The sequence below is a fragment of the Streptomyces spongiicola genome (assembly GCF_003122365.1).
Lineage (GTDB): Bacteria > Actinomycetota > Actinomycetes > Streptomycetales > Streptomycetaceae > Streptomyces > Streptomyces spongiicola.
The window spans coordinates 5,165,622-5,191,631 of record NZ_CP029254.1 but is presented as its reverse complement, the minus strand read 5'-3'; the positions used below and the strand labels follow the sequence as shown (position 1 = coordinate 5,191,631).

General features: G+C 73.7%; 26 protein-coding genes. 13 read left to right on the top strand and 13 right to left on the bottom strand.

The annotated features are described in order from the left end of the window. The first annotated feature begins 118 nt into the window (after positions 1-118). The 4 genes from DDQ41_RS22820 to DDQ41_RS22805 all read left to right on the top strand — a co-directional run bounded on the left by DDQ41_RS22820 (position 119) and on the right by DDQ41_RS22805 (position 2,155). Positions 119-361: a hypothetical protein gene (locus DDQ41_RS22820; RefSeq protein WP_109296151.1), complete on the top strand. Its 243-nt coding sequence runs from the start codon at positions 119-121 to the stop codon at positions 359-361. Positions 362-524: 163 nt separating this feature from the next. Further along, positions 525-1,178, top strand: a complete 654-nt coding sequence (locus DDQ41_RS22815; RefSeq protein ID WP_109297898.1) for a TetR/AcrR family transcriptional regulator — start codon at positions 525-527, stop codon at positions 1,176-1,178. Between the two features lie 129 nt (positions 1,179-1,307). After that, positions 1,308-1,535 carry a DUF3107 domain-containing protein gene (locus DDQ41_RS22810; RefSeq protein WP_216365060.1) on the top strand — a complete coding sequence of 76 codons (228 nt, stop codon included), beginning with the start codon at positions 1,308-1,310 and terminating at the stop codon, positions 1,533-1,535. 350 nt (positions 1,536-1,885) lie between these two features. Next, positions 1,886-2,155, top strand: a complete 270-nt coding sequence (locus tag DDQ41_RS22805) for a hypothetical protein (protein WP_109297897.1) — start codon at positions 1,886-1,888, stop codon at positions 2,153-2,155. Positions 2,156-2,428: 273 nt separating this feature from the next. Here DDQ41_RS22805 and DDQ41_RS22795 read toward each other — a convergent pair whose 3' ends face one another. After that, complete coding sequence (locus DDQ41_RS22795; protein WP_109297896.1) at positions 2,429-3,178, bottom strand: ferritin-like fold-containing protein; 750 nt, start codon at positions 3,176-3,178, stop codon at positions 2,429-2,431. Positions 3,179-3,636: 458 nt separating this feature from the next. On the opposite strand from DDQ41_RS22795, the gene DDQ41_RS22785 reads away from it, so the two are divergent. Together DDQ41_RS22785 and DDQ41_RS22780 are read left to right on the top strand one after the other, a co-directional pair. Further along, positions 3,637-5,316: a DEAD/DEAH box helicase gene (locus DDQ41_RS22785; RefSeq protein WP_109296147.1), complete on the top strand. Its 1,680-nt coding sequence runs from the start codon at positions 3,637-3,639 to the stop codon at positions 5,314-5,316. A gap of 111 nt (positions 5,317-5,427) precedes the next feature. After that, positions 5,428-6,279: an alpha/beta fold hydrolase gene (locus DDQ41_RS22780; RefSeq protein ID WP_109296146.1), complete on the top strand. Its 852-nt coding sequence runs from the start codon at positions 5,428-5,430 to the stop codon at positions 6,277-6,279. Between the two features lie 228 nt (positions 6,280-6,507). Here the strand turns inward: DDQ41_RS22780 and DDQ41_RS22775 are convergent, their stop codons facing one another. Further along, on the bottom strand, positions 6,508-7,380 hold the full coding sequence (locus DDQ41_RS22775) for an NYN domain-containing protein (protein ID WP_109297895.1): 873 nt from the start codon (positions 7,378-7,380) through the stop codon (positions 6,508-6,510). A gap of 161 nt (positions 7,381-7,541) precedes the next feature. Between DDQ41_RS22775 and DDQ41_RS31735 the strand changes: the two genes are divergently transcribed. Then, entirely contained in the window at positions 7,542-7,694 is a 153-nt protein-coding gene (locus tag DDQ41_RS31735; RefSeq protein WP_167450274.1) for a hypothetical protein, read from the top strand. Positions 7,695-7,759: 65 nt separating this feature from the next. On the opposite strand, the gene DDQ41_RS22770 is transcribed toward DDQ41_RS31735, so the two are convergent. From DDQ41_RS22770 to DDQ41_RS22750, 4 genes are all read right to left on the bottom strand, one after another. Then, entirely contained in the window at positions 7,760-8,365 is a 606-nt protein-coding gene (locus tag DDQ41_RS22770) for a MarC family protein (RefSeq protein ID WP_109296145.1), read from the bottom strand. Between the two features lie 177 nt (positions 8,366-8,542). Next, complete coding sequence (locus tag DDQ41_RS22765) at positions 8,543-9,415, bottom strand: PHP domain-containing protein (protein ID WP_109296144.1); 873 nt, start codon at positions 9,413-9,415, stop codon at positions 8,543-8,545. A gap of 594 nt (positions 9,416-10,009) precedes the next feature. Then, positions 10,010-10,648, bottom strand: coding sequence for a DUF6758 family protein (locus tag DDQ41_RS22760; protein WP_026165182.1), 639 nt, complete (start codon positions 10,646-10,648; stop codon positions 10,010-10,012). A 639-nt stretch (positions 10,649-11,287) separates the two neighbouring features. Beyond that, positions 11,288-11,872 carry a suppressor of fused domain protein gene (locus DDQ41_RS22750; protein WP_109296142.1) on the bottom strand — a complete coding sequence of 195 codons (585 nt, stop codon included), beginning with the start codon at positions 11,870-11,872 and terminating at the stop codon, positions 11,288-11,290. A 421-nt stretch (positions 11,873-12,293) separates the two neighbouring features. On the opposite strand from DDQ41_RS22750, the gene DDQ41_RS22745 reads away from it, so the two are divergent. Then, entirely contained in the window at positions 12,294-13,409 is a 1,116-nt protein-coding gene (locus DDQ41_RS22745; RefSeq protein ID WP_109296141.1) for a magnesium and cobalt transport protein CorA, read from the top strand. 13 nt (positions 13,410-13,422) lie between these two features. After that, positions 13,423-13,956 (top strand): hypothetical protein, encoded by a 534-nt coding sequence (locus DDQ41_RS22740; RefSeq protein WP_109296140.1) that lies wholly within the window; start codon positions 13,423-13,425, stop codon positions 13,954-13,956. A gap of 591 nt (positions 13,957-14,547) precedes the next feature. On the opposite strand, the gene DDQ41_RS22735 is transcribed toward DDQ41_RS22740, so the two are convergent. Next, positions 14,548-15,354, bottom strand: coding sequence for a hypothetical protein (locus DDQ41_RS22735; protein WP_109296139.1), 807 nt, complete (start codon positions 15,352-15,354; stop codon positions 14,548-14,550). A gap of 233 nt (positions 15,355-15,587) precedes the next feature. Here DDQ41_RS22735 and DDQ41_RS22730 point away from each other — a divergent pair, with 233 nt between their 5' ends. Both DDQ41_RS22730 and DDQ41_RS22725 read left to right on the top strand, forming a co-directional pair. Then, a complete protein-coding gene (locus DDQ41_RS22730; RefSeq protein WP_262508547.1) occupies positions 15,588-16,745 on the top strand; it encodes a hypothetical protein in 1,158 nt (385 codons plus the stop codon). A gap of 43 nt (positions 16,746-16,788) precedes the next feature. Then, a complete protein-coding gene (locus tag DDQ41_RS22725; RefSeq protein WP_109296138.1) occupies positions 16,789-17,922 on the top strand; it encodes an Mrp/NBP35 family ATP-binding protein in 1,134 nt (377 codons plus the stop codon). A 160-nt stretch (positions 17,923-18,082) separates the two neighbouring features. Here DDQ41_RS22725 and DDQ41_RS22720 read toward each other — a convergent pair whose 3' ends face one another. The 5 genes from DDQ41_RS22720 to sigE all read right to left on the bottom strand — a co-directional run bounded on the left by DDQ41_RS22720 (position 18,083) and on the right by sigE (position 23,442). Further along, positions 18,083-18,757, bottom strand: a complete 675-nt coding sequence (locus DDQ41_RS22720) for a hypothetical protein (RefSeq protein ID WP_172607647.1) — start codon at positions 18,755-18,757, stop codon at positions 18,083-18,085. Between the two features lie 127 nt (positions 18,758-18,884). Further along, the gene (locus DDQ41_RS22715) at positions 18,885-19,328 is read right to left on the bottom strand and encodes a sec-independent translocase (protein WP_109296137.1); all 444 of its coding nucleotides are present in this window, start codon (positions 19,326-19,328) and stop codon (positions 18,885-18,887) included. A gap of 279 nt (positions 19,329-19,607) precedes the next feature. Further along, a complete protein-coding gene (locus DDQ41_RS22710) occupies positions 19,608-21,731 on the bottom strand; it encodes a trypsin-like peptidase domain-containing protein (RefSeq protein WP_109296136.1) in 2,124 nt (707 codons plus the stop codon). Positions 21,732-21,844: 113 nt separating this feature from the next. Beyond that, positions 21,845-22,684, bottom strand: coding sequence for an anti-sigma factor family protein (locus DDQ41_RS22705; RefSeq protein WP_109296135.1), 840 nt, complete (start codon positions 22,682-22,684; stop codon positions 21,845-21,847). After that, positions 22,681-23,442 carry an RNA polymerase sigma factor SigE gene (sigE, locus tag DDQ41_RS22700; RefSeq protein WP_172607646.1) on the bottom strand — a complete coding sequence of 254 codons (762 nt, stop codon included), beginning with the start codon at positions 23,440-23,442 and terminating at the stop codon, positions 22,681-22,683. Before sigE ends, DDQ41_RS22705 begins: the two co-directional genes overlap by 4 nt. 139 nt (positions 23,443-23,581) lie before the next feature. On the opposite strand from sigE, the gene DDQ41_RS22695 reads away from it, so the two are divergent. After that, positions 23,582-24,247, top strand: coding sequence for an O-methyltransferase (locus tag DDQ41_RS22695; protein ID WP_109296134.1), 666 nt, complete (start codon positions 23,582-23,584; stop codon positions 24,245-24,247). Positions 24,248-24,594: 347 nt separating this feature from the next. On the opposite strand, the gene DDQ41_RS22690 is transcribed toward DDQ41_RS22695, so the two are convergent. Then, positions 24,595-24,762, bottom strand: a complete 168-nt coding sequence (locus DDQ41_RS22690; protein WP_003966491.1) for a DUF3117 domain-containing protein — start codon at positions 24,760-24,762, stop codon at positions 24,595-24,597. A 334-nt stretch (positions 24,763-25,096) separates the two neighbouring features. Here DDQ41_RS22690 and chcB point away from each other — a divergent pair, with 334 nt between their 5' ends. Continuing rightward, positions 25,097-25,897, top strand: coding sequence for a 2-cyclohexenylcarbonyl CoA isomerase (gene chcB / locus DDQ41_RS22685; protein ID WP_109296133.1), 801 nt, complete (start codon positions 25,097-25,099; stop codon positions 25,895-25,897). Positions 25,898-26,010 lie beyond the last annotated feature (113 nt).

Here is a 26,010-nt window from a genome sequence, read left to right as displayed (position 1 = left end):
GCGGAACCTGTGTTCGGCATCACACACCGCATAGCGTCCGGCCGGGCATGCTCCTACGCTCGGTTTACGGGGTACCCGCACCTGGCCGAACTCCGCAGAGGAAGGGGGATCGATCCAGATGGCTGCCGACCCGACGGACCCGGACACCTTCACGGAGGACGACCAGGGGGCACCGAACGAACGCGAGGAGCTGAAGCGGCTCCCCGAGGAGACGCCCGAGGCCGACGCCGCCGAGCAGCACGCCGAGGTGAGCCCGGTCGACGACGAGCCGCTCACGCGCATCGACCCGGCCGGAGCGAACGAGGCGGACGCTCTGGAGCAGGCCAGGGTGGTGGCCCTCGACGAGGAGGACTACCGCTGATCTGTTCGTCTTCTTCGAGCCACCACCTACCGCGGGCGTCCGGTACGTGAAATTCTGCGCCCGCGGCGCGCACACCACGGTTACCCGAAAGTACGATGGCGGGCGCGGGCGCAGAGCGCACGCACGGAACACTGTGCTTGTGACATCGAACGTGGGAGGCGGCGTGACAGCCATCGAGCAGACAGAGGCGGCGCGCCCGCGAGGCACCCGCCTGCCGCGCCGTGCCCGACGCAACCAGCTCCTCGGCGCGGCCCAGGAGGTCTTCGTCGCCCAGGGTTACCACTCGGCGGCGATGGACGACATCGCGGAGCGGGCCGGCGTCAGCAAACCGGTCCTGTACCAGCACTTCCCCGGGAAGCTCGAGCTCTACCTGGCGCTGCTGGACCAGCACTGCGAGTCGCTGCTCCAGGCCGTGCGCGGCGCGCTGGCGTCGACGACGGACAACAAGCAGCGGGTCGCCGCCACGATGGACGCGTACTTCGCGTACGTCGAGGACGAGGGTGGCGCGTTCCGGCTGGTCTTCGAGTCGGACCTGACGAACGACCCCGCCGTGCGCGAGCGGGTCGAGCGCGTGTCGCTGCAGTGCGCGGAGGCCATCTGCGAGGTGATCGCCGAGGACACCGGGCTGTCGCAGGAGGAGTCGATGCTGCTGGCCGTGGGGCTCGGCGGCGTCTCCCAGGTGGTCGCCCGGTACTGGCTCTCCAGCAGCTCGGGCATCCCGCGCGACACCGCGGTTCAGCTGCTGACGTCGCTCGCCTGGCGCGGTATCGCCGGCTTCCCGCTGCACTCGGCCGAGGGCCACGGCAGCGGCCAGTGACGGCCCGGCCCTCCGCTGTTCGCTGCGGGCGTGCACGGCCGAGCCGTACGACATCGCCTCACCGGGCTAATGTGTGCTGCGTACGGCGCGGCTGACCGCGCATCGCTGACCGTTCGGAGGGACATAGCCGTGGAGGTCAAGATCGGCGTGCAGCACGCGCCCCGGGAGATCGTTCTGGAGAGCGGTCAGAGCGCCGAGGAGGTCGAACAGGCGGTCGCCGACGCGCTGGCCGGCAAGGCGCGGCTGCTCAGCCTGACCGACGACAAGGGACGCAAGGTGCTGGTACCGGCCGACCGCGTCGCCTACGTCGAGATCGGCGAGCCGGCCACGCGCCGCGTGGGGTTCGGCGCGCTCTAGGGCGGGTCGACCAGGGCGGGTTGGGAGAGTCCCTCCCGGCCTGCGGGCGGACGGAGCTGCTTTCGCGACACGCCCTCGTGCCTCGACCGGCGATGCCCGCCCGACAGGGAGGGTACCGCCGGTCGCGGCACCGGGCACCGACTGCCGGAAGGGCCCCGCGGGCGACGCTCCGAGCCCTCGGGCTCAGGGGGTCGTCACCCGCGGGGCCCTTCCGCGTCTCCGCCCGCTCGGCCCGTGGCGGCCGCTGTGTCCAGCGGTGACCGGGTGGAGCGGAGGGTTGTTCGCCGACCGGTCCGGGTAGGACGGGCTACGACCGCATCCGCCGCCCGCCGCCCGTGAGGTGATCCGTGGTGATCCTGGAGGCTCTCGGCTCCGTCCTGCTCGGCCTCGCGCTTTCCTGGGCAGCTCTGCGGCGGCTCGCGGACCGGCTCCCGGCCCGGCGGGTGGTGTACCCGGCAGGCACCCTCGGTGCCCTGTTCGGGGCCTACCTGACGCACACCGCCCTCGGCTCCGGCCATCTGCCGGGCACCCTCCTCGGCGCCGTGCTCGTCGCCGCCGTCACGCTGTCGCTGCTGATCCGGCCGGGACCTCGGCGGCTGCGGCGATCAGCCGCCGCCTGACGCACGCCGCCGCGCGCCGGACGCACCCGCGCCGGGGGACGAGGTCGTCCCCGCCCTTCCCGAGGCAGCCGGAGCGGACGCTCCCGCGCACAGGACGGAGGCGACGCCGAGGGATGTGGGCGGCGGGGTTGAGCGCCGGGTACCCGCACGCTCCCGCGCACAGGACGGAGGCGGCGGCCACCGACCCGGATCCCCCGGGCCGCGGCCGGACGCACCCGCACCCCGGCCCACGCCCACGCCCACGCCCACGCCCACGCCCACGCCTCCCGGAGGCTACGAGGCGAGCCCCAGCGCGGCCATCCGCCTGGTGTGCGCCTTGGTGATCCGGGTGAACATCTCGCCGACCGCCGCCAGGTCGAACCCGTCCGCCACCCCGCCCACGAGCATCGTGGACAGCGCGTCGCGCTCCGCGACGACCCGCTGGGCCTGGGACAGCGCCTCGCCCATCAGCCGGCGCGCCCACAGCGCGAGCCTGCCGCCGACCCGCGGATCGGCCTCGATCGCGGCGCGGACCTTCTCCACGGCGAAGTTCCCGTGACCGGTGTCGTCGAGCACCGCGAGCACCAGGGCGCGGGTGTCGGAGTCCAGCCGCACGGCCACCTCACGGTAGAAGTCGCTGGCGATCGAGTCACCGACGTACGCCTTGACCAGGCCCTCCAGCCAGTCGGACGGGGCGGTCTGGCGGTGGAACCCGTCCAGCGCCGCCGCGAACGGCTCCATGGCCTCCGTGGGCTCGGTCTCGATCGCGGCCAGCCTGTCGCGGAGCCGCTCGAAGTGGTGGAACTCGGCGGAGGCCATCTTCGCCAGCTCGGCCTTGTCGGCCAGCGTCGGTGCCAGCTTGGCGTCCTCGGCAAGCCGCTCGAAGGCCGCCAGCTCCCCGTAGGCGAGCGCGCCGAGGAGATCCACGACCGCGGCGCGGTACTGGGGGTCGGCGGAGGCCGCGGCCCAGTCCTGGGCGGCGATCCCGGTCGGTTCCTCGGCCGTGTCGGCGGCCGGCGCGGTGGCGTTGTCAGGCGTCTCCATGAAGCGCACAATAGCCCGCCGCCGTCCGTGGGGAAGGGCCTGGTCAGCCCCGTCGCGACACGGCTCCCGGGAATTCGGACAACACAGATGCGCGAATCCGGGGTACAGTGGTATTAAGCCTGCCGGACATCTCGGCGGGCCCTCTGAATGAGGATGCCCGGTCGGTGGCCCGATCGGCTCCGACCCGACAGCCCTCTGTGCGCATTCCGCCACATGAGGGGCCCTCAGCGGCACGAGCGCTCGAGCGACGCAGTGGTCCCGCGCCTTCCGGCCGATCAACGACCGGCACCCGTACCCAGGCGCGGTGGGACCCCCGGCGTTCGCCTCGCGCCGCGTCTCACAGAAGAGGCAACACCCTGACTACGCAGGCCAAGACTTTCCGAGAGCTCGGGATCCTCCCCGAGACCGCCGAGGCCCTGGAGGCCGTCGGCATCACCACACCGTTCCCCATCCAGGAGATGACCCTTCCGGTCGCGCTCTCCGGCTCCGACGTGATCGGCCAGGCCAAGACCGGCACGGGCAAGACGCTGGGATTCGGCCTTCCGCTGCTGGAGCGGGTCACCGTGCCCGCGGACGTGGAGGCGGGCCGGGCGGAGCCCGGGGAACTGACCGACACACCGCAGGCGCTCGTGGTCGTTCCCACCCGCGAGCTGTGCACCCAGGTCACCAACGACCTACTCACGGCCGGCAAGGTGCGCAACGTCCGGGTGACCGCGATCTACGGCGGCCGCGCCTACGAGCCCCAGGTCGAGGCCCTGCGGAAGGGCGTCGACGTCGTCGTCGGCACTCCCGGCCGGCTGCTGGACCTCGCGGGGCAGAAGAAGCTGAACCTCTCGCACGTCAAGGCGCTCGTCCTCGACGAGGCCGACGAGATGCTCGACCTGGGCTTCCTGCCCGACGTGGAGAAGATCATCCAGCTGCTCCCGGTGCGGCGCCAGACCATGCTGTTCTCGGCGACCATGCCGGGGGCGGTGATCGGTCTCGCGCGCCGCTACATGTCCCAGCCCACGCATATCCGCGCCACCGCGCCGGACGACCAGGGCGCGACCGTCGCGAACATCACACAGCGCGTGTACCGGGCGCACTCCCTGGACAAGCCCGAACTCGTTGCCCGCATGCTGCAGGCCGAGGGCCGCGGCCTGGCGATGATCTTCTGCCGTACCAAGCGCACGGCGGCGGACATCGCCGACCAGCTCGCCCGGCGCGGCTTCGCCTCCGGCGCCGTACACGGCGACCTGGGCCAGGGCGCCCGCGAGCAGGCGCTGCGCGCCTTCCGCAACGGCAAGGTCGACGTGCTGGTCTGCACCGACGTCGCCGCGCGCGGCATCGACGTCGAGGGCGTCACGCATGTGATCAACTACCAGACCCCGGAGGACGAGAAGACATACCTCCACCGCATCGGCCGCACCGGCCGGGCGGGCGCGACCGGCACCGCGGTGACGCTGGTGGACTGGGACGACATCCCGCGCTGGCAGCTGATCAACAAGGCGCTGGACCTGAACTTCAACGACCCGGCCGAGACGTACTCCACGTCTCCGCACCTGTTCGAGGAGCTGGGCATCCCGGCGGGTACCAAGGGCGTCCTGCCGCGTGCCGAGCGCACCCGGGCCGGTCTGGCGGCCGAGGAACTCGAGGATCTGGGTGAGCCCGGCGGCCGCGGGGCGCGTGCGAAGGCGGCAGACCGTTCCGAGTCCCCCGCCCGCACCCGCACCCCGCGCCAGCGGCGGCGCACCCGCGGCGGCGCTTCGGTAGAGGCGCAGGCGGCCGTGACCGCCTCGGCCCCGGCCACCGCGGAGGGGACGGCGGAGGAGACGGCGGAGGCGCCGCGCACCCCGCGCCGTCGTCGGCGGACCCGGGTGGGCGGGAGCGCCGCGGCGGTCGCCGCGGCGACCGAGGCACCCGCCGCGGAGGCACCGGCCGCGGAGACACCCGCCACCGGCACCACCGCCGGGGAACCGGCCGCACCACGCCGACGCCGCACCCGCACCAAGGCCGCCCAGCCGGAGACCGCCACCGAGGCACCCGCCACAGCGGCACCGGCCACCGGCACCGGCACCGGCACCGAGGCCACCGCCGGGGAACCCGCCGCACCACGCCGACGCCGCACCCGCACCAAGGCCACCCAGCCGGAGGCCTGAGCCGTTCACCGAGGGCCCGCCCCGTCCCACCCGGGACCGGGGCGGGCCCTCGCCCGTGCGACGGCGGCCCGGGCGGAGCCACCGGCCGGACGCGCCGGTACTCTCGTCCGCATGAGTCGGCCACCCACCTTCCGCCCGCCCGCCTGTGCCCGCGCCTACGCGCTGCGCACCAGCCGCGGGGAGTTCGCCGTGCTGGACGCCGAGCCGGACGGGGACGCGCGCGACCGCAAGGGCACCGCACTGCTGCTGCCCGGGTACACCGGCAGCAAGGAGGACTTCGTCGCGCTGCTGGAGCCGATCGCCGCGGCCGGGTTCCGGGCCGTCGCCGTCGACGGACGCGGCCAGTACGAGACCGACGGCCCCGACGACGAGTCCGCCTACGCGCAGCCCGAACTGGCGCGGGACGTACTCGCGCAGGCGGAGGCGATCGGCGACGCGCCCGTGCACCTCGTCGGGCATTCCCTGGGCGGCCAGATCGCCCGTGCCGCCGTACTCGTCGACGCGCGCCCGTTCCGGACCCTGACGCTGATGTCGTCCGGCCCGGCGCGCATCGCCCCCGCCCAGCAGCACAGGATCAAGCTGCTGAACGACGCGCTGGCAGTGATGGACATGAGCGAGGTGTGGGAGGCCATGCGCGCCCTCGACCCGCCGGAGGAGGCCGCCACCGACGGCGAGCAGATGCGGCGCCGGTGGCTGCGTCACCGTGCCGCCCAGCTGCGGGCCACCGGCGGGCAGCTCACCGAGGAACCGGACCGGGTCGACGAACTCGCCGCCGTGCGGCCGCTGCCCATGCACGTGCTGTCGGGCGATCGGGACGACGCCTGGCCGGTGCCGCAGTTCGACGAGATGGCCGTGCGGCTGGGGGCGGTCCGGACGGTGATCGAGGGGGCCGAGCACTCGCCGAACACGGACCGCCCGGAGCAGACCGCCGCGGCCCTGGTGGACTTCTGGTCCCGGCACTGAGGGTCCTGCCTCCTCAGGGGTCCCGCCAGGCCCCCTCGGCCCCACCGGGCCCGCTCAGGTCCCTTCAGTCCCACCAGGTCCACCAGGTCCACCAGGTCCACCAGGCCCCACCAGGCCCCACCAGGCCCCACCAGGCCCCACCAGGCCCCACCAGGGGTCTCCTCCGGTCCCCTCGAAGGCCCCCCGGCCGGCTCCGCGGTTCCGCTCCCCGGAGCCGGTCCTGCGGCCTCAGAAACGGCCTTGCAGGTGCTCCCAGAAGCCGTCCCGCAGCGCACGCCGCAGATGTGCGTAGCCCCGCAGTGAGTGCTTCAGCAGCTTCTCCGCCTCATTGAGCAGGTCCTGGTCCACGGGGCCGGGCAGGTAGGGATGACCGGGCAGCAGTGCGGCCAGCGGTTCCCGGCCGCGTTCGGCCAGCCAGGTGGCGGCTATCTGCGCGCCCACGAAGCGCACGTCGTCACGGGACGGGGGCGGGCTGTCGTCCTCGTAGGTCGTGACGGGCCGGCGCGTGACGTACGGCCGGCAGAAGTCGAGGTCGAAGGTCCGCTGGCTGTCGACCTCCCAGAGCAGCGGTTCGGCCTGGTTGCGGCCCTCGGCCGCCTCTATGCCCCACAGGTGGACCCGGGCGCCGTAGCCCTGGGCCGCCTCCACCGCGGAGACGAGGTCCTCGTCGCCGCCGACGAGCGCCGCGTCGCTGATCGCCCGGTGCCGGGCGAGTGACTCCAGGTCGCTGCGTATGAGGGAGTCGACGCCCTTCTGCTGGTTGTTGGCGTTGAGATTGCCGAGCCGGACCTTGACGTCGGGCAGTTCGGCTATGGCCTGCTGCTCGGCCGTGTGGATGCGGCGCCGCGCGCCGTCGTACCAGTAGACGCGGAGCAGCCTGCTGTCCGCGAAGATCGTGCGGGCCTTGTCGATGAACGCCTCGATGAGCCCTTCGGCGTCGAGGTCGAACGAGCGCCGGTCCTCGGTACCCGCCACAAGCAACCCGGCCGCAGCATAGGCGTAACCGGCGTCGACGAAGATGGCATGCGTGGACGGGGTCTTGGCGACCTCGGCGATCATGCGTTGGAGCAGCTCGTTGGTGCGCTCCAGGCGGGCGCTCATCTCGGAAAGCTCGGAGTCGTTCATGACGCCCCCATTGTGAGCGGGCCGGGGACGACCTGCCAGTAGTTAGCCATCCAAAAAATTTCCTTAGCGTAGGGAATGTTTGTAGGCGACATCCCGTTGAAGGGGACATACACAGACGGCCAGAGGGGAGTTCTTCCATGCGCTTCGAGATCATGCGACTCGACGATGTCGACGGCACCGCGGTGGACAGCACCGTCGTGGACGCCGCCTCCGTGGGCCGAATGGTGCAGCAGGCCGCCGCGATCGGCCAGCGCATCTACATCCGGCCGGCCGGGGCCTCGGCTTCGTAAGGCCTTCCGGCACAACGGCACGGCACGCCACAGCACAGCACGGCACGCCACGGCACGCCACGGCGTCAGGAACCCTGGATCACCTGGGTGATCCCGTTGACGATCTGCTGCACGGCGATCGCCGAGAGCATCATGCCCGCCAGCCTGGTGACCAGCACCACACCGCCGTCCTTGATCAAGCGGATGATCAGCAGCGAGTGGCGCATGGTCAGCCAGAGGACGGCGTGCATCGCGACGATCGCGGCCCAGACCGAGATCTGCTCGGCGGCGCTGCCGGCGTCCTGCACCGCGAGGATGACCGAGACGATCGCGCCGGGCCCCGCGAGCAGCGGCATGCCCAGCGGCACGAGCGCCACATTGACGTCCTTGGTCTGCTTGGGTTCATCGGTCTTCCCGGTGAGCAGATCGAGCGCGATGAGAAGCAGGAGCAGCCCGCCCGCGATCATCAGTGCGGGCACCGAGACATGCAGGTAGTCGAGGATCTGCTGGCCCAGGATCCCGAAGACGGTGATCACGCCGAAGGCCACGGCGACCGCCTGCCACGCCATCCGGCGCTGGACCCTGGCGGGCCGGCCGGACGTCAGAGCCAGGAAGATCGGGGTGATTCCGGGGGGATCCATGATCACGAACAGGGTGAGGAACAGGGAGCCGAAGACGGCGGAGTCGAACACGTTGAGGCCTTGCGGGTGTGGGACGGGGAGGGATCCCGGAGAACCGGGGATGGACGAGGGGGCGCGAGGAGGGCGGCACCGCGAGGTCCGTCTGCACGCGGGCGCGCGAGCCGCGGCGGGCCGGGCGGCACACGCACGGGAGCTACGGAGCCGGGGGCCCCGGACGGAGAGGCGCGGTCAGACCCGGCGGCCGGGCGTTCCGCCCGTGCCCGGGACCGGGAAGGCGCCGGTGGCACGGCGGGTGATCTCGCCGTAGACCTCGGGGTCGGTGGTGAAGTCGCCGAGCCGGCAGGTCTTGTGGCTGCCGTGGTAGTCGCTGGAGCCGGTGGCGAGCAGGCCGAGTTCCGCGGCGAGTCCGCGCAGCCTGGCCCGGGCCGGCTCGTCGTGGTCCATGTGGTCCACTTCGATGCCGTCCAGACCCGCGGCGGCCAGCCGGGCGACGACGTCCTCCGAGACGACCTCGCCGCGCCGCACGGCGAGCGGGTGGGCGAAGACCGTGACCCCGCCGGCCGCCTTCACCAGGCGGACGGCCTCGAACGGGTCGAGCTCGTGCTTCCGGACGTAGGCCCGGCCGCCGTCCGCGAGCCAGTCGGGAGTGAAGGCCGCGGACACGTCGGGGACGACGCCGAGTTCGACCATCGCGGCGGCGACGTGCGGCCTGCCCACCGAACCACCGCCGGCCGTCCGGGAGACCTGCTCCCAGGTCACCGGCACACCCAGCTCCTGGAGCCTGCCGACCATGGCCCGGGCGCGCGGCACCCGGTCGTCGCGCACCAGCTCGCGCTCGCGCGCCAGTTCGGGCTCCTCGGGATCGAAGAGGTACGCCAGCATGTGGAGGCCCACACCGCCGGTGCGGCAGGACAGCTCGGCGCCGGTGACGAGGGTCAGGCCCTCGGGCAGTGCGGCGATCGCCTCGGCGTGGCCGCCCACGGTGTCGTGGTCGGTGAGCGCCACGACGTCGAGTCCGGCGGCGGCCGCGTTGCGGACGAGTTCCGCCGGGGTGTCCGTGCCGTCGGAGGCCGTGGAGTGGGTGTGCAGGTCGATGCGCACGACGCTTGCTCCAGGGCTCGGGGCGGACGGGGTGACGCTCCATCGTAACGGTGGCCCGGACACCGCCCCGGCCGGCTCGTCACGTGAAAACCGTCACCGGCCGTACGAGCCTCGCGGGCCGGGAGTACTCGCGTGGCCCGGCACGCGCCTCACGGGCCGGGGCAACCCGCGCGGGGCACGCGCCTCACGGGCCGGGGCAACCCGCGCGGGGTGCACGCCTCACGGGCCGGGGAAACCCGCGCGCGCCTGCCCTGGCCCCTCTCGTGTAGAGCTTGTGCGGGTTTCCCGGGGGCAACCCGCGCGCGCCTGCCCGGATCGGCCTCGGCGGCGTAGCCGGTGGCCGCGGGGGTGGGCAACCCGCGCGCCTGCCCGGGCCGGGCCGGGGTCCCGCACGGGCCGCGCGTCGCCGTGGTCACCCCGTGCCGCCCTCGCCGTGCACACGAGACCCGAGGGCAGGCGTACCGGCCGCGTTCGGCGGCACCCGCCGCCGGCCCGGTCCGATCGGCGCGCCGTACGGCAGACCCGGCCCCGACAGGCGGCCCCGCGTCAGCCCGGCCCGACCGCTCCGGGATCCGGGCGAGGACCGCCCGCCGGTCACATCAGAAGGCGCGGCGACAGCGCCCCGCAGGGCAGCAGCTCGAGTTCCTGGCCGGCGTCGCGCAGATCGGTCAGTATCAGCTCGTCGTACATCAGCAGCCCGGTCGACTCGGGCCAGACGATCGCCCAGAGCCACAGCCCCCGCGCCTCGCCCGCGAACACCGCGCGGTCCTCCGGGGCGTCGTTGACGTGCCAGAGCGGCGTCGGCCTGCCCGCGGCGAGGACCTTGGCCTGGGGTGAGGTGTCGACGGTCATGTGCGGCCCCGGGTCGGGCCCGTCGATCCCCGCGAACCGGGCGCCCAGTCCGACGCCGAGCTCCTCGGCGACGAGCAGCAACTCCCCCACACCGCCCAGTGGTCCGGGCCCCGAGCAGGCCACGGCCGTGGCCCGGCCGCCGCTGCGGTCGTCGCCGGCGTAGGCGACGCCGGTGAACAGCCAGCCGACCGGGAGCGGCCACGGCATCCACACGGGGACCTCGGCGCGGGCCACCACCACGCTGAGGGCCTCGACACTCGGCGGGATCACGGGCTGCAGCGGGTAGACGGAGCCGTGCACATCGCACTGCCATGTGTCGGCGAAGAGACCGGGCGCCCTGACCCGGCCACCGCACTTCGGGCAACTGGGTTCGCCCCTCATAGCGCTCAACGGTCCTACCCGTCCGGCGCCGCGTCAAGGACGATCACCCGTCCCGCACGGCGGTTTCACCCGCCCTCAGCAGGAAGGGGGCGTACGGCGGGCGCCCGCTCGCGTTCCCGGTCCACCGCACGCACGGCGACGACGGCGGACGGGAGGGCCGGCGCTGCGGCGGCGGGCGGGTCGCGGGCCCGTCGGGGCCCGGTCCCGCGAAGGCGGCGGCGACTGCCCGCGGCCAGGGGCCCGGTCCGACGCCGTCCGGCCCCTGCTCTGGCCTTGGCTTGGCTCTGGCTCTGGCTCTGGCTCTGGCTCTGGCCCGGGAACGGGCCCGGGAACGGGCCCGGGAACGGGCCCGGGAACGGGCCCGGGAACGGGCCCGGGAACGGGCCCGGGAACGGCCGGCTCCCGAACGGCGCGGTCCGGAGCCGGCCCGGCATCGAAGCGGCCAGGCACCCGGACAGTCCGGCCCCCGGCATCGAGGCGGCAGGGCGTGGAGGCGGACCGGCACGAAAACGGCACGGCCCCCGGACGGTCCGGCCGGGAAGCGGTCCGGCCGGGAAGCGGTCCGGCCGGGAAGCGGTCCGGCCGGTCAACCCGGCCATGAGATACGTCACTTCACGCGTGCCGCACGGTTGGCTGACATCACGTCAGGGGGACGGACCGCCTCAGCGGATCGCGGAGGTCCGTGCCGTACTTCAGCCACCGCTCCCGGAGCTTCTCCGCGCCGTGCACCCGCTTCCACGCGGCCTCGTTCGGCGTCATCGGCAGCAGCGGCAGGAAGCGGACCGGGTCCATGGAGCCGCCGAGACCGAGGTCCCCGACCAGGCCGCCGGACTCGGCGACCAGCACCGAGGTGAACGGGGCGCCCGGCCACAGCGGCCCGCCCAGGTCCATGGAGTTCCCGGGGGCCACGACCACCCCTTCCACCTGCGGGGACGAGGCCAGGACGGCGAGCGGCCGCAGCACCTCGCCGGTGTCCGCCGAACCTGCGCGTACCGACAGGACCAGCTCGGCCCGCGGCCCCTTCACCGGATCGGCGAAGGCGTCCCCGGGGTCGGTCATCGGATGCGCCGACATGCCCAGCGTGGCGTACCTGACGACGCCACCGCCGATGAAGCGGAGCACCTCGATCCGGTCCGCGCCGAGGAAGGTGACCGCGGCGCGCGCGTCCGGTTCGCCCAGCGCGCTGCGCAGCCGTGCCTCGACCAGAGCAAGAACTTCTCCCATCCGACGAGCATAGGTCGCGCCAGGAACGGGCATGGGAAGGGATTGGCCCTCGGTCGGCTGATAGGCTTGGCCGCCTGCTCGGGACAACATGCGGAAGCATGGTTCTCGGATCCCGACGAGACGTCTTCCCCCACGGGGGACCGGCCGGAGGAGGTGGGGCTGCGATGGATCGAAGTCGACCGTGCAGTACCAACCGCTCTTCCGCGCGACTCCTTCCCTCCTTCCGCTGAGGACCCCCGCACCGGCGGCTCCACGGCACCGCGCATGACGGAAGAGCACGACTCGCCTGCCTGACTGTCTGTAGCGAATGCCGCCACCGCTTCCCGCGGTGCCGCCCGCTTTGCGGACGTATCGAGACACGTCCTCATTCCGGGCTGCGCCACGCCCCGCAGCGGCGGCCTCCGCCGTGAAGGAGCCTGCCATGTCGATGATCCGTGACCTGCGCCAAGTCGTCCGCCCCGCGCGGCGGAAGAGCGGCGGCCCGTACAGCGCGTACGACGCCACCCGAGACCCGTCGGCCTCCACCGCCGTCGTGGACTGCGCCGTCTACCGCGACGGCAAGCGCCTGGAGGGAACCGGCTGCCTCACCCCGCGCGAGGCGATGCTGAGGGTGCGCCAGGGCGGCGGCTTCGCCTGGATCGGCCTGCACGAGCCGACGGAGGAGGAGTTCTCCGGCATCGCCGCCGAGTTCGGGCTCCACCCGCTGGCCGTCGAGGACGCCGTACACGCCCACCAGCGGCCCAAGCTGGAGCGGTACGACGACACCCTGTTCACCGTCTTCAAGACGGTCCACTACGTGGACCACACCGAGCTGACGCCGACCAGCCAGGTCGTCGAGACCGGCGAGGTGATGTGCTTCACCGGGCCCGACTTCGTGATCACCGTCCGGCACGGCGGGCAGGGGTCCCTGCGCAACCTCCGCCACCGGCTCCAGGACGACCCGGAGTTGCTCGCCAAGGGCCCCTCCGCGGTGCTCCACGCCATCGCCGACCATGTGGTGGACGGCTATATCGCGGTCGCCGACGCCGTGCAGGTCGACATCGACGAGATCGAGATCGACGTGTTCTCCGCGCCGTCGAAGGGCAGCACCCGGGGCACCGACACCGGGCGGATCTACCAGCTCAAGCGTGAGGTGCTGGAGTTCAAGCGGGCGGTGACGCCGCTGCTGAGGCCGATGCAGCTGCTGAGCGAGCGTCCCATGCGGTTGGTCGACCCGGACATCCAGAAGTACTTCCGCGACGTCGCCGACCACCTGGCCCGGGTACAGGAGCAGGTCATCGGCTTCGACGAGCTGCTGAACTCGATCCTTCAGGCCAATCTGGCACAGGCCACCGTCGCCCAGAACGAGGACATGCGCAAGATCACGTCCTGGGCCGCGATCATCGCAGTCCCGACGGCGGTCTGCGGGATCTACGGCATGAACTTCGACCACATGCCCGAACTCCACTGGCGGTACGGCTACCCCATGGTGCTCGTCGGCATCGTCGGGGCCTGTCTCACCATCCACCGCACCCTGAAGCGCAACGGCTGGCTCTAATAGGCTGCGGGGCATGAGCGAAGCTTCCGCACACCCCACCGGGGACGCCCTGCTCGGGCCGGCCCTCGTGGAGGAGGCCACCAAGAAGTCCGGCCTCATCTGGGTCCGCGGCACCGGCCCGGACCGGGCGCTGTGGCATGCGTGGCACGACGGTGCCGCACATGTCGTCGGGGACGGCCCTGGCGAGCAGCCGCTGCCCGGACTGGCCGGCGGGTCCACCGCCGAGGTCACCGTGCGCAGCAAGGACAAGGGCGGCCGGCTGGTGTCGTGGACCGCCGCGGTGACCGAGCTGACGCCCGGTTCCGAGGCCTGGGAGGCAGCCGTCGGCGAGCTGAAGGGCAAGCGGCTGAACGCCCCCGACGGCGAGCGGATGACCGAACGCTGGGGCCGCGAGTGCCGGGTCCTGCGGCTGGAGCCGCGCGAGTCGACCACCGACCACCCGGCGGGCTCGCTGGCCGCCGTACCGCTGCCCACTCCGGCCACCACCAGGCGGCCCGCTCCGGCGGCGCTGCCCCGGCTGCTGGGCCTCGGCCGCAGGCGCCGCTGAGACGGCTGAGGCGGCTGAGGCCGCAGGCGCCGCCGAGAACCCGGTCCGGTCGCTGCGGCGCGCCGGTGCCCCGGAACCGAGATCCGCTATCCGCTATCCGCTATCCGCTGGTGGTACGCCGCAGCCGGGGAGGCGGGCTCCCCACGCCGGCCCGGCGCGCCGGTCGGCCGCACGTCCCCCGGCGCGCCGACCGTCCGCCCCTCGGCGGGAGACACCGGGGCGCGCCGGGCGCGGAAGGCCCCAGGGCGTTGGTGGAAGTCGCTCCTGGGCGGCGGCGCCCGGCCCGCGACTACTGGGCCCACGGCGCTTTGCCCGCGACGGCGACTCTGTCGCCGAACGACGCCCGGCCCGCACTCCCCCGTCGCCCTTCGCGCACGGGAGGTGCCCCCGTGCCGCGTTGCCGCAGGCATCCGGGTAGGTCCACGTCCGGTACGAGGATGATCCTCCGCATCCTCCGCGTCCTCCGCATCCTCCGCATCCTCCGCATCTTCCGGATCCTCCGGATCCTCCGCCTTGCGCTCGCACACACCGGACGCCGCGGGCCCCGCCCTGCGGGCAGGCGGGCGGAGCCGCCTTCGCGACACGCTCCGGCTATGTGCTGTCGCGCGGGAGCTGGCGACCGTAGTCGACCGTCTCCTCCTTGGCGGGGGCCTCAAGCGGGAAGTCCCCGCCCCATTCCCCCAGGGTGAGGACGCCCGCGTCGCCCGCCCGGTCCAGTTGCAGGGGATACGGCGTGCCCTCCAGGGAGACGGCGAGCGTCCCTCCGTTGCCCCCGTCACCCATGATCTTGATCGTGCGGACGCCGCCGATCGTGCTGCGGTCGCCCTTGCTGAGCTTGCCGTGCAGCCCCAGCAGCCCGTCGAGCAGCAGGTCCATATCGGTGAAGCCGCGCAGCTGCTTGTACGCCGGGTCGTCCTCGGGCACCTTCACGTACTTGTCGTCCAGCTTCTCGGCCGCGGCCTGGTCCTCCTCGCCGGGCTGCGCGTCCCCGTCCTCCCCGTCCTCCCCGCCCTCACCGCCCTCACCGTCGGAGCCGGCGTGCACCCAGAAGCCCGCGTCGGCCTTGAGGAAGAGGGCGTCCTCGACCCTCAGCAGCTCGAAGGTGGAGTTCTTCGAGGTCACCGAGCCGACCCCGCCGGTCTTCTTCAGTCGCATGTTCAGCTTGTACGTGCCGCCCTTGGACACCAGCGTGCCCGCCACCCGCACCGCGTCCGCCGCGTCGGCCGCGGTCTTGGCCTTCTTCTCGATGGCGGTCGCCTCCAGCTTGCCGACGCCGTTCGTTCCCGCGTCCGGGTCCTCGCCGCACCCGGCGAGGGCGGCGGCCATCGCCGCGCACAGTGCGACGGGGAGCGCGGCCCGGCGCGCTGGGGCTGCCGGACCCGGGGGGAGAGCGGTCACAAGCGCACTGCCTCTCATACGCGTGGGGGGTGGCAGACCGCAGCGTACCGGGGGCCGGCGGGCGGTCCGGAAGGCAGCCGTCCGGACCGGCGGCACCAGCGCCGCGGATCGGTACGGGCTAGCCTGAAGCCGTTGAACGATGCCATTTCCGAGCAATCCGGTTCGCCCCTCGTACGATCCCGGCGGTGGTCCGGCCCCCGGTGCCCGCCGCGGCGGTGGAGGAGGCTCCGAGCATGACGGCAGACGGCCCTCGGTTCTTCGTCTCGCACCTCGCCGGAGTCCCGGTCTTCGGTTCCGGCGGCGTCCCGGTGGGACGCGTACGGGACCTGGTGGCCGCCTTCCCGGCCGGCCGGCCGCCACGGCTGGTGGGGCTGGTGGTAGGGGTGCGCGGGCACGGCCCCGTCTTCGTGCCCGCGTCCCGGCTGACCGGGCTCGAGTCCGGCCAGGTCACCGTTACCGGCGCCGTGAGCATGCGCCGCTTCCGCCCGGGGCCGGGCGAGCGGCTCGTCCTCGGCCAGCTGCTGGACCGGCGGGTACGGCTGGCGGACTCGGGCGAGGAGGTCACCGTCCTCGACGTCGAGGTGCGCCACCGCCCGGAGCGCGGGCGGTGGGAAGCCGACCGGGTCTGCGCACGCCGGGACCGGGGCGGGCCCGCGCGGCACCGGGGCGAGGCACTGGCCGTGGACTGGTCGGCGGTTCGGGGCCTGCCGCCCGCCGAGCCCGCGCCGGCCCGGGTGCGGGATCACACGGGCCTCGGGGCGGAGGGCGTCGAGGAGTCGGTGCGGGAGGGCGGGGAGTCCGGGTGGGAGCGCACGGCGCGCGCCCTGATGGGGGCCGGGCCGGTCGTGGTGCCGCCGGAGGCCGGGGTCGCGGCGGCCCTGGCCCGGATCGGGGAGCGGGAGCTGATCGGGGCGCTGGCGGCCCAGGTGTACGTCTGCCGGCCTCCCGGCGAGCCGCCCACGGGCACCTATCTGGGCACCGTGCCGGTCCAGCGGCTGCTGCGGAACTCACCGGTCGCGCCGGTCATGCCGGTCGCGTCTCTCCTCGACACCGAGCTGCCCGCGCTCGCCCCGGACACCCCGCTGCCGGCGGTCAGCTGCTGCCTGACCGCCTTCGACCTGGTCGCGGCGCCCGTGGTGGACGGCGGCGGGGCCCTGCTGGGCGCGGTCACCGTCGACGCCGTGCTGGACCGTCTGCTGCCCGACCGCTGGCGGGAGGCCGGGTACGGGATACCGGACTCCGGGGGCGCACGGTCCGGGGCGGCCGGGGCCCGCGCGGAGGAGGATCCGCCCGGGCGCCCCGGGGCGGGCGCGTTCCCACCCACCGCGTTCCCACCCACCGCGTTCCCGCCCGCCGGGCGCCCGGGCGGACGTGACGAAGGCGACCGCTGACGCGAGCCCCCGGGGTGGGATTCCGCGCCGTACCATCGTGCTTATGGTTACGGAAGACGCGGTGCGCGACGCGCTGGCGACGGTGAACGACCCCGAGATCAACAAACCGATCACCGACCTCGGGATGGTCAAGTCGGTGGAGATCGGGTCCGGCGGCGAGGTCGCCGTCACGGTCTACCTCACCGTCTCCGGCTGCCCGATGCGCGAGACGATCACCCAGCGCGTCAGGGACGCGGTCTCGGGCGTCGAGGGCGTCACCGGCGTCGAGGTCACCCTGGACGTGATGAGCGACGAGCAGCGCCGCGAACTCGCGGCCTCGCTGCGGGGAACGGCCGCCGAGCGCGAGGTGCCGTTCGCCAAGCCGGGCTCGCTGACGCGCGTCTACGCGGTCGCCTCCGGCAAGGGGGGTGTGGGCAAGTCCTCCGTGACCGTGAACCTCGCGGCGGCCATGGCCGCCGACGGGCTGAGGGTCGGGGTCGTCGACGCCGACATCTACGGTCACAGCGTGCCGCGCATGCTGGGCGCGGACGGCCGCCCCACCCAGGTAGAGAACATGATCATGCCGCCGTCGGCGAACGGCGTGAAGGTCATCTCGATCGGCATGTTCACCCCGGGCAACGCCCCGGTCGTCTGGCGTGGGCCGATGCTGCACCGGGCGCTTCAGCAGTTCCTCGCGGACGTCTACTGGGGCGACCTGGACGTGCTGCTGCTCGACCTGCCGCCGGGCACGGGTGACATCGCCATCTCCGTGGCCCAGCTGGTGCCGAACGCCGAGATCCTCGTCGTCACCACCCCGCAGCAGGCGGCGGCGGAGGTCGCGGAGCGGGCCGGCTCCATCGCCGTCCAGACCCATCAGAAGATCGTCGGTGTCGTCGAGAACATGTCGGGTCTGCCGTGCCCGCACTGCGACGAGATGGTCGACGTCTTCGGCACCGGCGGCGGCCAGCTGGTGGCCGACGGGCTGACGAAGACCACGGGCGCCTCGGTGCCGGTGCTCGGCCAGATCCCCATCGACGTACGGCTCCGGGAGGGCGGCGACGACGGCAGGCCCGTCGTCCTGACCGACCCGGACTCCCCCGCCGGTGCCGCCCTGCGGGCCATCGCGGGCAAACTCGGCGGCCGGCAACGGGGCCTTTCGGGCATGTCGCTCGGCATCACCCCGCGCAACAAGTTCTGACACCGTCCTCTCAGGAGGCGGCACGACCGCACCCTCCCCGGAGGCGGCACGACCGCACGCTCCCCGGAGGCGGCACGACGTGAACGACGGGTACGGAACCGCCCGCAATCCCCCCGGGGTTGCGGGCAGTCGTCGTCACCGGGGGCCGGAGGGGCCCGCGCTATCCGGTCGTCTGCGCGTACGCCCCCAGGTCCTGCACCACGGAGAAGCCGAGCCCGTACGCGCTCATCCCGCGCCCGTAGGCCCCGATGTGCACCCCGTTCCCGGTGGAACCGGCGAGCACCCAGCCGAACTCGGACTCGCGGTAGTGGAACGGCACCGGCACCCCGTCCACCGGCAGGGACAGCTCCGACCAGGGGGCTCCGGCTAGGTCGTGGGCGAGTTCGAAGGCGGTCTCGGTCTGCTGGTCCAGCCAGTCGTCCCGCCGGGAGTGGTCCAGCTGCGCCGGCCAGGTGCAGGCCAGCAGGCCCGAGCCCGCCAGCCAGGCCGCCGAGGACACGGTCGTGGCGTCCAGGACACCCGTACCGTCGCCGGTGCGGCGCACCGGGCTCGACGCGACGGTGACGGCCACGGCGAAGCGCTCCCTCTCCCCGACCGCGGCGTCGGACTTTATCGACGGCTCGTCGCCGTGCCCCAGGGAGCCATGCTGCACGGAGCCGTCTGCGGCCGTGCCGACCTGCGTCAGCCAGCGCGGCCCGGTGAACGCCTCGTCCAGGCCGTACCAGGGGAAGGGAGCACGCAGATAGCCGTCGACGGTACGCCGGTCTGCGGGCGCCCCTTCAGCGGTGGAACTGCTGGGCGGATCCTGCGCCCCTAGCCGACTCGTCGTCTCCATCTACCCGGCCGCCTCCTTGGTCAGCGAGGTCCGGGACGGCCCGCCCCCCGCGGGCGTCCTCGATCCCGGACAGATGGAGGATAGCCACCCGCCGGCGGCTCGTCGGGATTGACGGCGGTCCGGGGCCTCAGGTGGCGTCCGCGTCGAAGGGCGGCCGCTCGCCCCGGTCGGGCGCCTCGCGCTTCCTGAGGAGGTCCGGGACCGCGCCGCCCGGCGAGCCTGCGACGCCGGCCGGCACCGAGTCCACCGGCTCCTTGCCGTTCACGGCGTCCGCGACCTCGTTGATCTCCTTCTTGAGATCGAAGCTGCTGCGGATCTCCTTGACGTCCTCGTTCTCCGTGAGCTGCTTCCGGATGAACGCCCTGGGGTTCAGGTCCTCGAACTCGAAGTCCTTGAACTCCGGTCCCAGTTCGCTGCGGATGTCGTGCTTCGCGTTGTCGGAGAAGTCACGGACCTTGCGGATGAAGCGCGAGACGTCCTGGATGACCTTGGGCAGCTTGTCCGGGCCGAAGACCAGCACGGCGAGGACCACGAGCGTCACGAGTTCGAGTGCGCCTATGTCGTTGAACACCCTGCCGCTCCTTGTGTTCTCGTTCGCCGTGCCCGCAGCCCGGGACGAGCGGGACCGCTCCACGGTACCCGGCGAATCAGTCCCGACGGTACCTTCGGGATGTCCGTCACACGCCCGCCCGCGAACCGCAACGCCACCTCCGCCGCACCCGTCATCCGCGCGCCAGTCACCCGTACGCCCGCGCACGCGTCACCCGTCACCCATGCGCCCGCCCGTCACCCGGGCACCCGGGCACCCGGGCACCCGGACGACGCCTCCGCCGCACCCGTCACCCGCCGGTCACGGGCCCGTCGACGAACCGAGTGTCACCGTCCTGGTCCGCTCCCCGCCGTCGCGGAGCAACGTGAGTTCCAGCCGGTCGCCGGGCCGGTGCGCGCGGATCTTGACGATGAGTTCCTCGCCGTTGTGCACCCGCTGACCGTCGACCTTGGTGATGACATCGCCCGGACGGATGCCCGCCTCGGCGGCGGGACCGCCGGCGATGACGGACGGGGCCCCGTCCCTGCCCTTCTCGCCGACACGGGCGCCGTCTCCGGAGTACTGCATGTCGAGACTGACCCCGATCACCGGATGGGTGGCCTTTCCGGTGTTGATCAGTTCCTCGGCCACCCGCTTGCCCTGGTTGATGGGAATGGCGAAGCCGAGACCGATGGAGCCGGCCTGCCCGGAGCCCGAGTCGGGGCCGGAGCCGCCGTCCGCGGCGCGGATGGCGCTGTTGATGCCGATGACACGCGCCTTGGAGTCGACGAGCGGTCCGCCCGAGTTGCCGGGGTTTATCGGTGCGTCGGTCTGGAGGGCGTCGACATAGCTGATGTCGCTGCCGTCGCCCTTCTCCCCGCCGGCGGTGATCGGGCGCTCCTTGGCGCTGATGATTCCCGCGGTCACGGTGTTCTGGAGGTCGAAGGGCGCGCCGATGGCCACGACGGGGTCGCCGACCCGGACGTTGTCGGAGTTGCCCAGGGGCAGCGGCCTGAGGCCGGAGACCCCCCGGACCCTGACCACGGCGAGGTCGTAGCCGCTGTCCTTGCCCACGAGGGTGGCGCGTGCCGTCTCCCCGCCGCTGAAGGTGACGGAGATGTCGCCGGAACTGCCGGCCGGGGAGACCACGTGGTTGTTCGTGAGGATGTGTCCCTGCGCGTCCAGGACGAAGCCGGTCCCGGTGCCCTGCTCACCGCCTCCGCTGACGTGCAGCGTCACCACCCCGGGGAGGGCGCTGGCCGCGATTCCCGCGACGCTGCCGGGCGCGCGGTCGGTGTTCTCCGGCCCCGCCTGCGGCAGTTCGACCGTGGTGATCCCCCCGTTGCGTTCCAGGTACGCGCCGACACCCCCGCCGAGGACTCCGGCGAGCAGCGCGAACAGCAGCCCGGCGGCGAAGGCCGTGCCCCGCCGGGACTTCCTCCGCGGCGGCTCCCCGGTCCCGATCAGAGGCGCGCCGGACGCGCCCCAGGGGTCGTACTGCCGCCACTGCCCCGCTGCCGGGGCGGCCTGCGGCAGGGGGCCCGGGGCGGACGCGGGCTCGGGTGCGGAGCCGGGGAAGCCGCCGCCGGCCGGGTAGCCCGGTGGTGTGCCGCCTGCCCCGGCGGGGTGCTGCACCGGGGGTGCGGGGGCCCACGGGCCGGGGTCGCCGTACGGCGGCGTGTGGTGCTCGTCCGGCTCGTGCAGGGGCCGCATGGCCTCGCCCGTGTACCCGGCCGCCGGAGCGTCCGCCGGGCGGTGCCGGGACTCGACGGCCGCCTCCGCCTCGTACGGCGTGGGCTCGACGGCCGCCTCCGCCGGGCGGTACGGGTTATCGACGGCCGCCTCCGCCGGACGGTGCCGGGACTCGACGGCCGCCTCCGCCTCGTACGGCGTGGGCTCGACGGCCGCCTCCGCCGGGCGGTACGGGTTATCGACGGCCGCCTCCGCCGGACGGTGCCGGGGCTCGACGGCCGCCTCCGCCTGGTACGGCGGGGGCTCGACGGCCACGTCGGGCGCGCCGTCCCGGGCCGGGTGCGGGCCACCGGGGTCGCGTGCGGGGCCGTCCCCCCCGAGGCCCGCCGCGCCGTACGCCGCGGCGGGCGGATCGCCCGCGCGGGTGCCGTCCGGCGCGGGTTCCCGGGGCCGCTCCCCCTCCGCGGGCGTTCCCCCGGGCGGCTGCGGGGCGGTCGGGGCCGCCTCGGTGAGGGGACCGGCCGGCCCGCTTCCGGACCCGCCGTCCGCCGGGGTGTGCCGCGCCGCCGGAGCCGGTGGCGGAAGCGGGTACTCGGGCCGGTCGTCGACGGGCGCCGCGACCGCTCCGCCGTCGTCCGCCGTCGCTCCCGCCGCGGGCGCCGTGCGGGCCGCGCCGGGGAGCGACGACGGCTCGGGGCGGGCCGGACGGCTCCACCACTTCGGCCTGGGACCCGTCGGCTTCCCGTTCTCCATGCTCTCCCCGCAACCGCCGCTCCGTGTGCCCCGCCGGCACCGTCCCCCGGATTCAATCAGGTTTGCGGATGGCGTCCCACAGTGCGCCCGGCCCAGGGACCGATCGCCGCGGGTCAGCGCGGAGGCGGGGCGACGAGGCGGCTGGGCAGCGGCGACGCGGACGGGCCGGACCCGGGGGCCTTGACCAGTTGGAACGCGGATGCGGTCGGCCTCGCCTGTGCGGTGAAACCACCGCTGAGCAGCGACGACGCCACGAAGGGGTGAGCCGCCGGCCATGTGTGCACCAGCGTGTGCGGGGCCACCGCCACGACGGGAGTGCTGCTGACCCCGGTCGCGCCGGTGCCGGCGGCCCGTCTGCGGTTGGCCTCCGCGGCGCCGGTCGCCGTGCGCAGGGGGGTCACGTTGTTGCCCCGGTTGTCCCCGCGGGCCGAGCCGTCGCCGGTGGCCGCCAGCGGCAGCGCCCCGCCCAGGGCGATCGCGGCGAACGACACCGCGCTGGCCGCGGCGAAAGCGAACCTCCGTCCGCGCCACATCGAGCGCTCCGCCTCGTGCCGTGCCACATCGTGGATGCGGAAGCCGGACTCCGGTCCGCCCCCGGGCAGGCCGTGACCGCCGGGGACGAGTCCAAAGCCGCTCGCGTTCACCCCGAGGACGCCATCGCCGGGACGTCCCCGGCCGAGCGGACCTCCCCGCCGGTCGTCATCACCTCCGGGCGGCCCCGCGGGCAGCCCCTGGAGCCGTGCGAGCAGGCCCTCGGAGGGCGGCGGCGGTGCGGCCGCGGCGAAGACGCTCTTCAGCCTGCGCTGTGCGTCGGCCTCGGCCTTGCACCTGGGACAGGTCGCGAGATGGGCCAGGACGCGCTCGCGCGCGTCGTGTTCCAGCTCGCCGTCGACCAGGGCGGCGAGCCGGTCCCCCAGGTGCTGCTCCGCGGGGGTCGGAATCGTGCCGCTCACGGCGCCCCGCCCTCCCCCGCCACGCCCGCGAGGGCACGCTGCTCGGCACGCGCCTCGGGGGAGCGGTGCTGCAGGGCCCTGCGCAGGTGGGAGCGGCCGCGGTGGATCCGGCTGCGGACGGTGCCGAGCTTGACGCCGAGCGTGGCGGCGATCTCCTCGTACGACAGGCCCTCGATGTCGCAGAGCACCACGGCGGCGCGGAACTCGGGAGCGAGGGTGTCGAGCGCCTGCTGGACGTCCGCGTCGAAGTGGGTGTCGTTGAAGACCTGCTGCGGGGACGGCTCCCGGCTGGGCAGCCGCTCGGCCGCGTCGTCGCCCAGGGCGTCGAAGCGGATGCGCTGCTTGCGGCGGACCATGTCGAGGAACAGGTTCGTGGTGATGCGGTGCAGCCAGCCCTCGAAGGTGCCGGGCGTGTACGTCGACAGGGAGCGGAAGACACGGACGAAGACCTCCTGGGTGAGGTCCTCGGCGTCGTGCTGGTTGCCGGTCAGCCGGTAGGCGAGGCGGTAGACCCTTGCGCTGTGCGTGCTGACGATGTCCTCCCACGAGGGAGGTGTCCACGCCTGCGATTCCGCATCCGGTGCGAACCTCGCGGTGGGTACGGAGTCTGCCTGGCCGGAACGGGCGTCAGCGGTGTCGGTCACGGATTTCGGCTCACCCGCCGACCGGAGGAGGCGCCTCAGCACCCCTCGCCGATCCACAGGCGCAGCCGCACCTCCCCTGTCGGCTCTGGTGGTGTCCAGTGGAGCCCCTACCATAGCCACCTCGCCCGTTAGCTCCGGATAAGAATCTTTACGCGAATTTGGGAACGGTGCCGCTCGCCCGGCACTTTCCCCCGCTCTTCCATAACGCCCGGTCCCATCTGCGGGTTCCCGTGCGCAACGGATACAGTCACGGTTGCGCCGACTACGGGGACAGGAGAGGGTCATTACCGCCAACCGGCAGACGAGCTGGGCGTTCGCCGACGCCTTTGTCGCCGAGGAAGAAGCACTGCGCTGGGCCCGCGACCGGGCCCGGGAGACGGGGCTGCCCTCGGTGTCGCCCGGCACGGGCTCGGCCCTGCGTCTGCTGGCCGCGACGGCGGGGGCCAAGGCGGTGGCGGAGATCGGCACGGGCACCGGCGTGTCCGGTGTCTACCTGCTCCAGGGCATGCGGCCGGACGGCGTGCTGACCACGGTCGACCCGGAGCCGGAGCGCCAGCAGTTCGCGCGCGCGGCGTTCCGCGCGGCCGGCTTCGCCGCGAACCGGGCCCGCTTCATCCCCGGCCGCGCGCTCGACGTGCTGCCCCGCCTCGCGGACGGCGGGTACGACCTCGTCTTCTGCGACGGCGACCGGCTGGAGTCACTGGACTACCTAGCTGAATCGTTGCGCCTGCTGCGCCCCGGGGGCCTCGTGTGCTTCGAGGGCGTCTTCGCGGACGGCCGCACCGTCGACTCGGCGGCCCAGCCGGGCGAAGTGCTGCGGGTGCGGGAGCTGCTGCGCACGGTGCGGGAGAGCGAGGAGCTGCTGCCCTCGCTGCTCCCGGTGGGAGACGGGCTGCTCTGCGCGGTGCGGCGCGGCTGAGGCCCGCCTGAGGGCCCGGAGGGCGGGGCGCCCGGGAGCGTCCGCGGGACCGGGGGCCGGGGAGTGTCCGCGGGACCGTACGCCCGGGAGCGTCCGCGGACCCGAGGCCGGGCGTCGGGGTCAGCGCGGTACCGGTCATCTCCATGGGGAGCGTCCGCGGACCCGGGGCCGGGCACGGCCCGGGCTCCCCGGAAGCACCGGGCCGGACGGGACACCCGGGAGGCGGATGGGACCGTACGAGCCCTCCGGCGGCCCCCACGGGCTCGGGCGGCCCCTCGGCAACGGCACCGCCCCGGCGCAGCGGATGCCGTGCCGGGGCGGTACAGAAAGGTGCGGGCGCTTCCGCGTCAGCCGACGACCTTCTTGAGGGCATCGCCGAGGGCGTCGGCCTCGTCCGGAGTCAGCTCGACGACAAGCCGACCGCCGCCTTCGAGCGGAACGCGCATGACGATGCCCCGCCCCTCCTTGGTCACCTCGAGCGGGCCGTCGCCCGTCCGCGGCTTCATGGCCGCCATGCTCGTTCCCCTTCCTGAAACCAGCTCATCCTCAGCCGACGGCCCCCGGATGGGCACACGTCACCGGCATCGAACACATTGCTTCCCGGCCATTATCCCGCATCGCGGGACCCGATGACCAACATCGCTCGGCATCGCTTGCGCAACGCGCTTTCGCAAAACCACCTAATTCGGGGATCCACCTGCGATACTTCGCCCCCGTCCGACACCGGCGCCGGAACCCGGACTCCGGGATTTCTTTGACGCAGGTCACATACCGGGGGGTAGGTCGGCCCCGTCGGCCTCCGCCATGCTGGGCTCGACAACACTGACCGAGGTGCTAAGGGGACACTCCATGGCCGACTCCGTGCTGTACGAGGTGAGCGACGGACTCGCGACGATCACGATCAACAGGCCCGAGGCCATGAACGCGATGAACGTGGAGGCGAAGGTCGCCCTCCGGGACGCCGTCCTGGCGGCCGGGGCGGACACCGGCGTACGAGCGGTCCTGCTGACGGCGACGGGGCGCGCCTTCTGTGTGGGCCAGGACCTGAAGGAGCACATCACCCTGCTGGCCTCCGACCGCGAGTCGGGCACCAGCCACACCATGCACACGGTGCGCGACCACTACAACCCGGTCGTGCGCGCGATCACCGAGATGCCCAAGCCCGTGGTGGCGGGCGTGAACGGCGTCGCCGCGGGTGCCGGCATGGGCCTCGCCCTGGCCGCCGACTACCGGGTGGTCGCCGACACCGCCACGTTCACCACGTCCTTCGCCGGGGTGGCGCTGACGGCGGACTCCGGGGTCTCCTGGACGCTCCCTCGGCTCGTCGGTCCCGGCAGGGCCGCCGACCTGCTGCTCTTCCCCCGGTCGATCACGGCGCAGGAGGCGTTCGACCTGGGCCTCGTGAACAGGCTGGTACCGGCCGGCGATCTGGCGGCGGAGGCCTCGGCGGTCGCCCGCGCCCTGGCCGGCGGCCCGACGCTCGCCTATGCCGCGATCAAGGAGTCCCTCGCCTACGCGGCGGGCCACACACTGGCCGAGACCCTGGAGAAGGAGGACGAGCTCCAGAGCAGGGCCGGTGCCTCGGAGGACCACGCCATCGCGGTCCAGGCCTTCATCGCCAAGGAGAAGCCGGCGTACGTGGGCCGCTGAGGCGCTCGCACCGACCGGCCGGCCGGCGGCGGTCCGCCTGCGGCGGCGGGCGCGCTCCGGCGGCCGGTCACCCCCCGGGGGGCGGCGCGCGCGAGGGATCGGGGTGGGCGCAC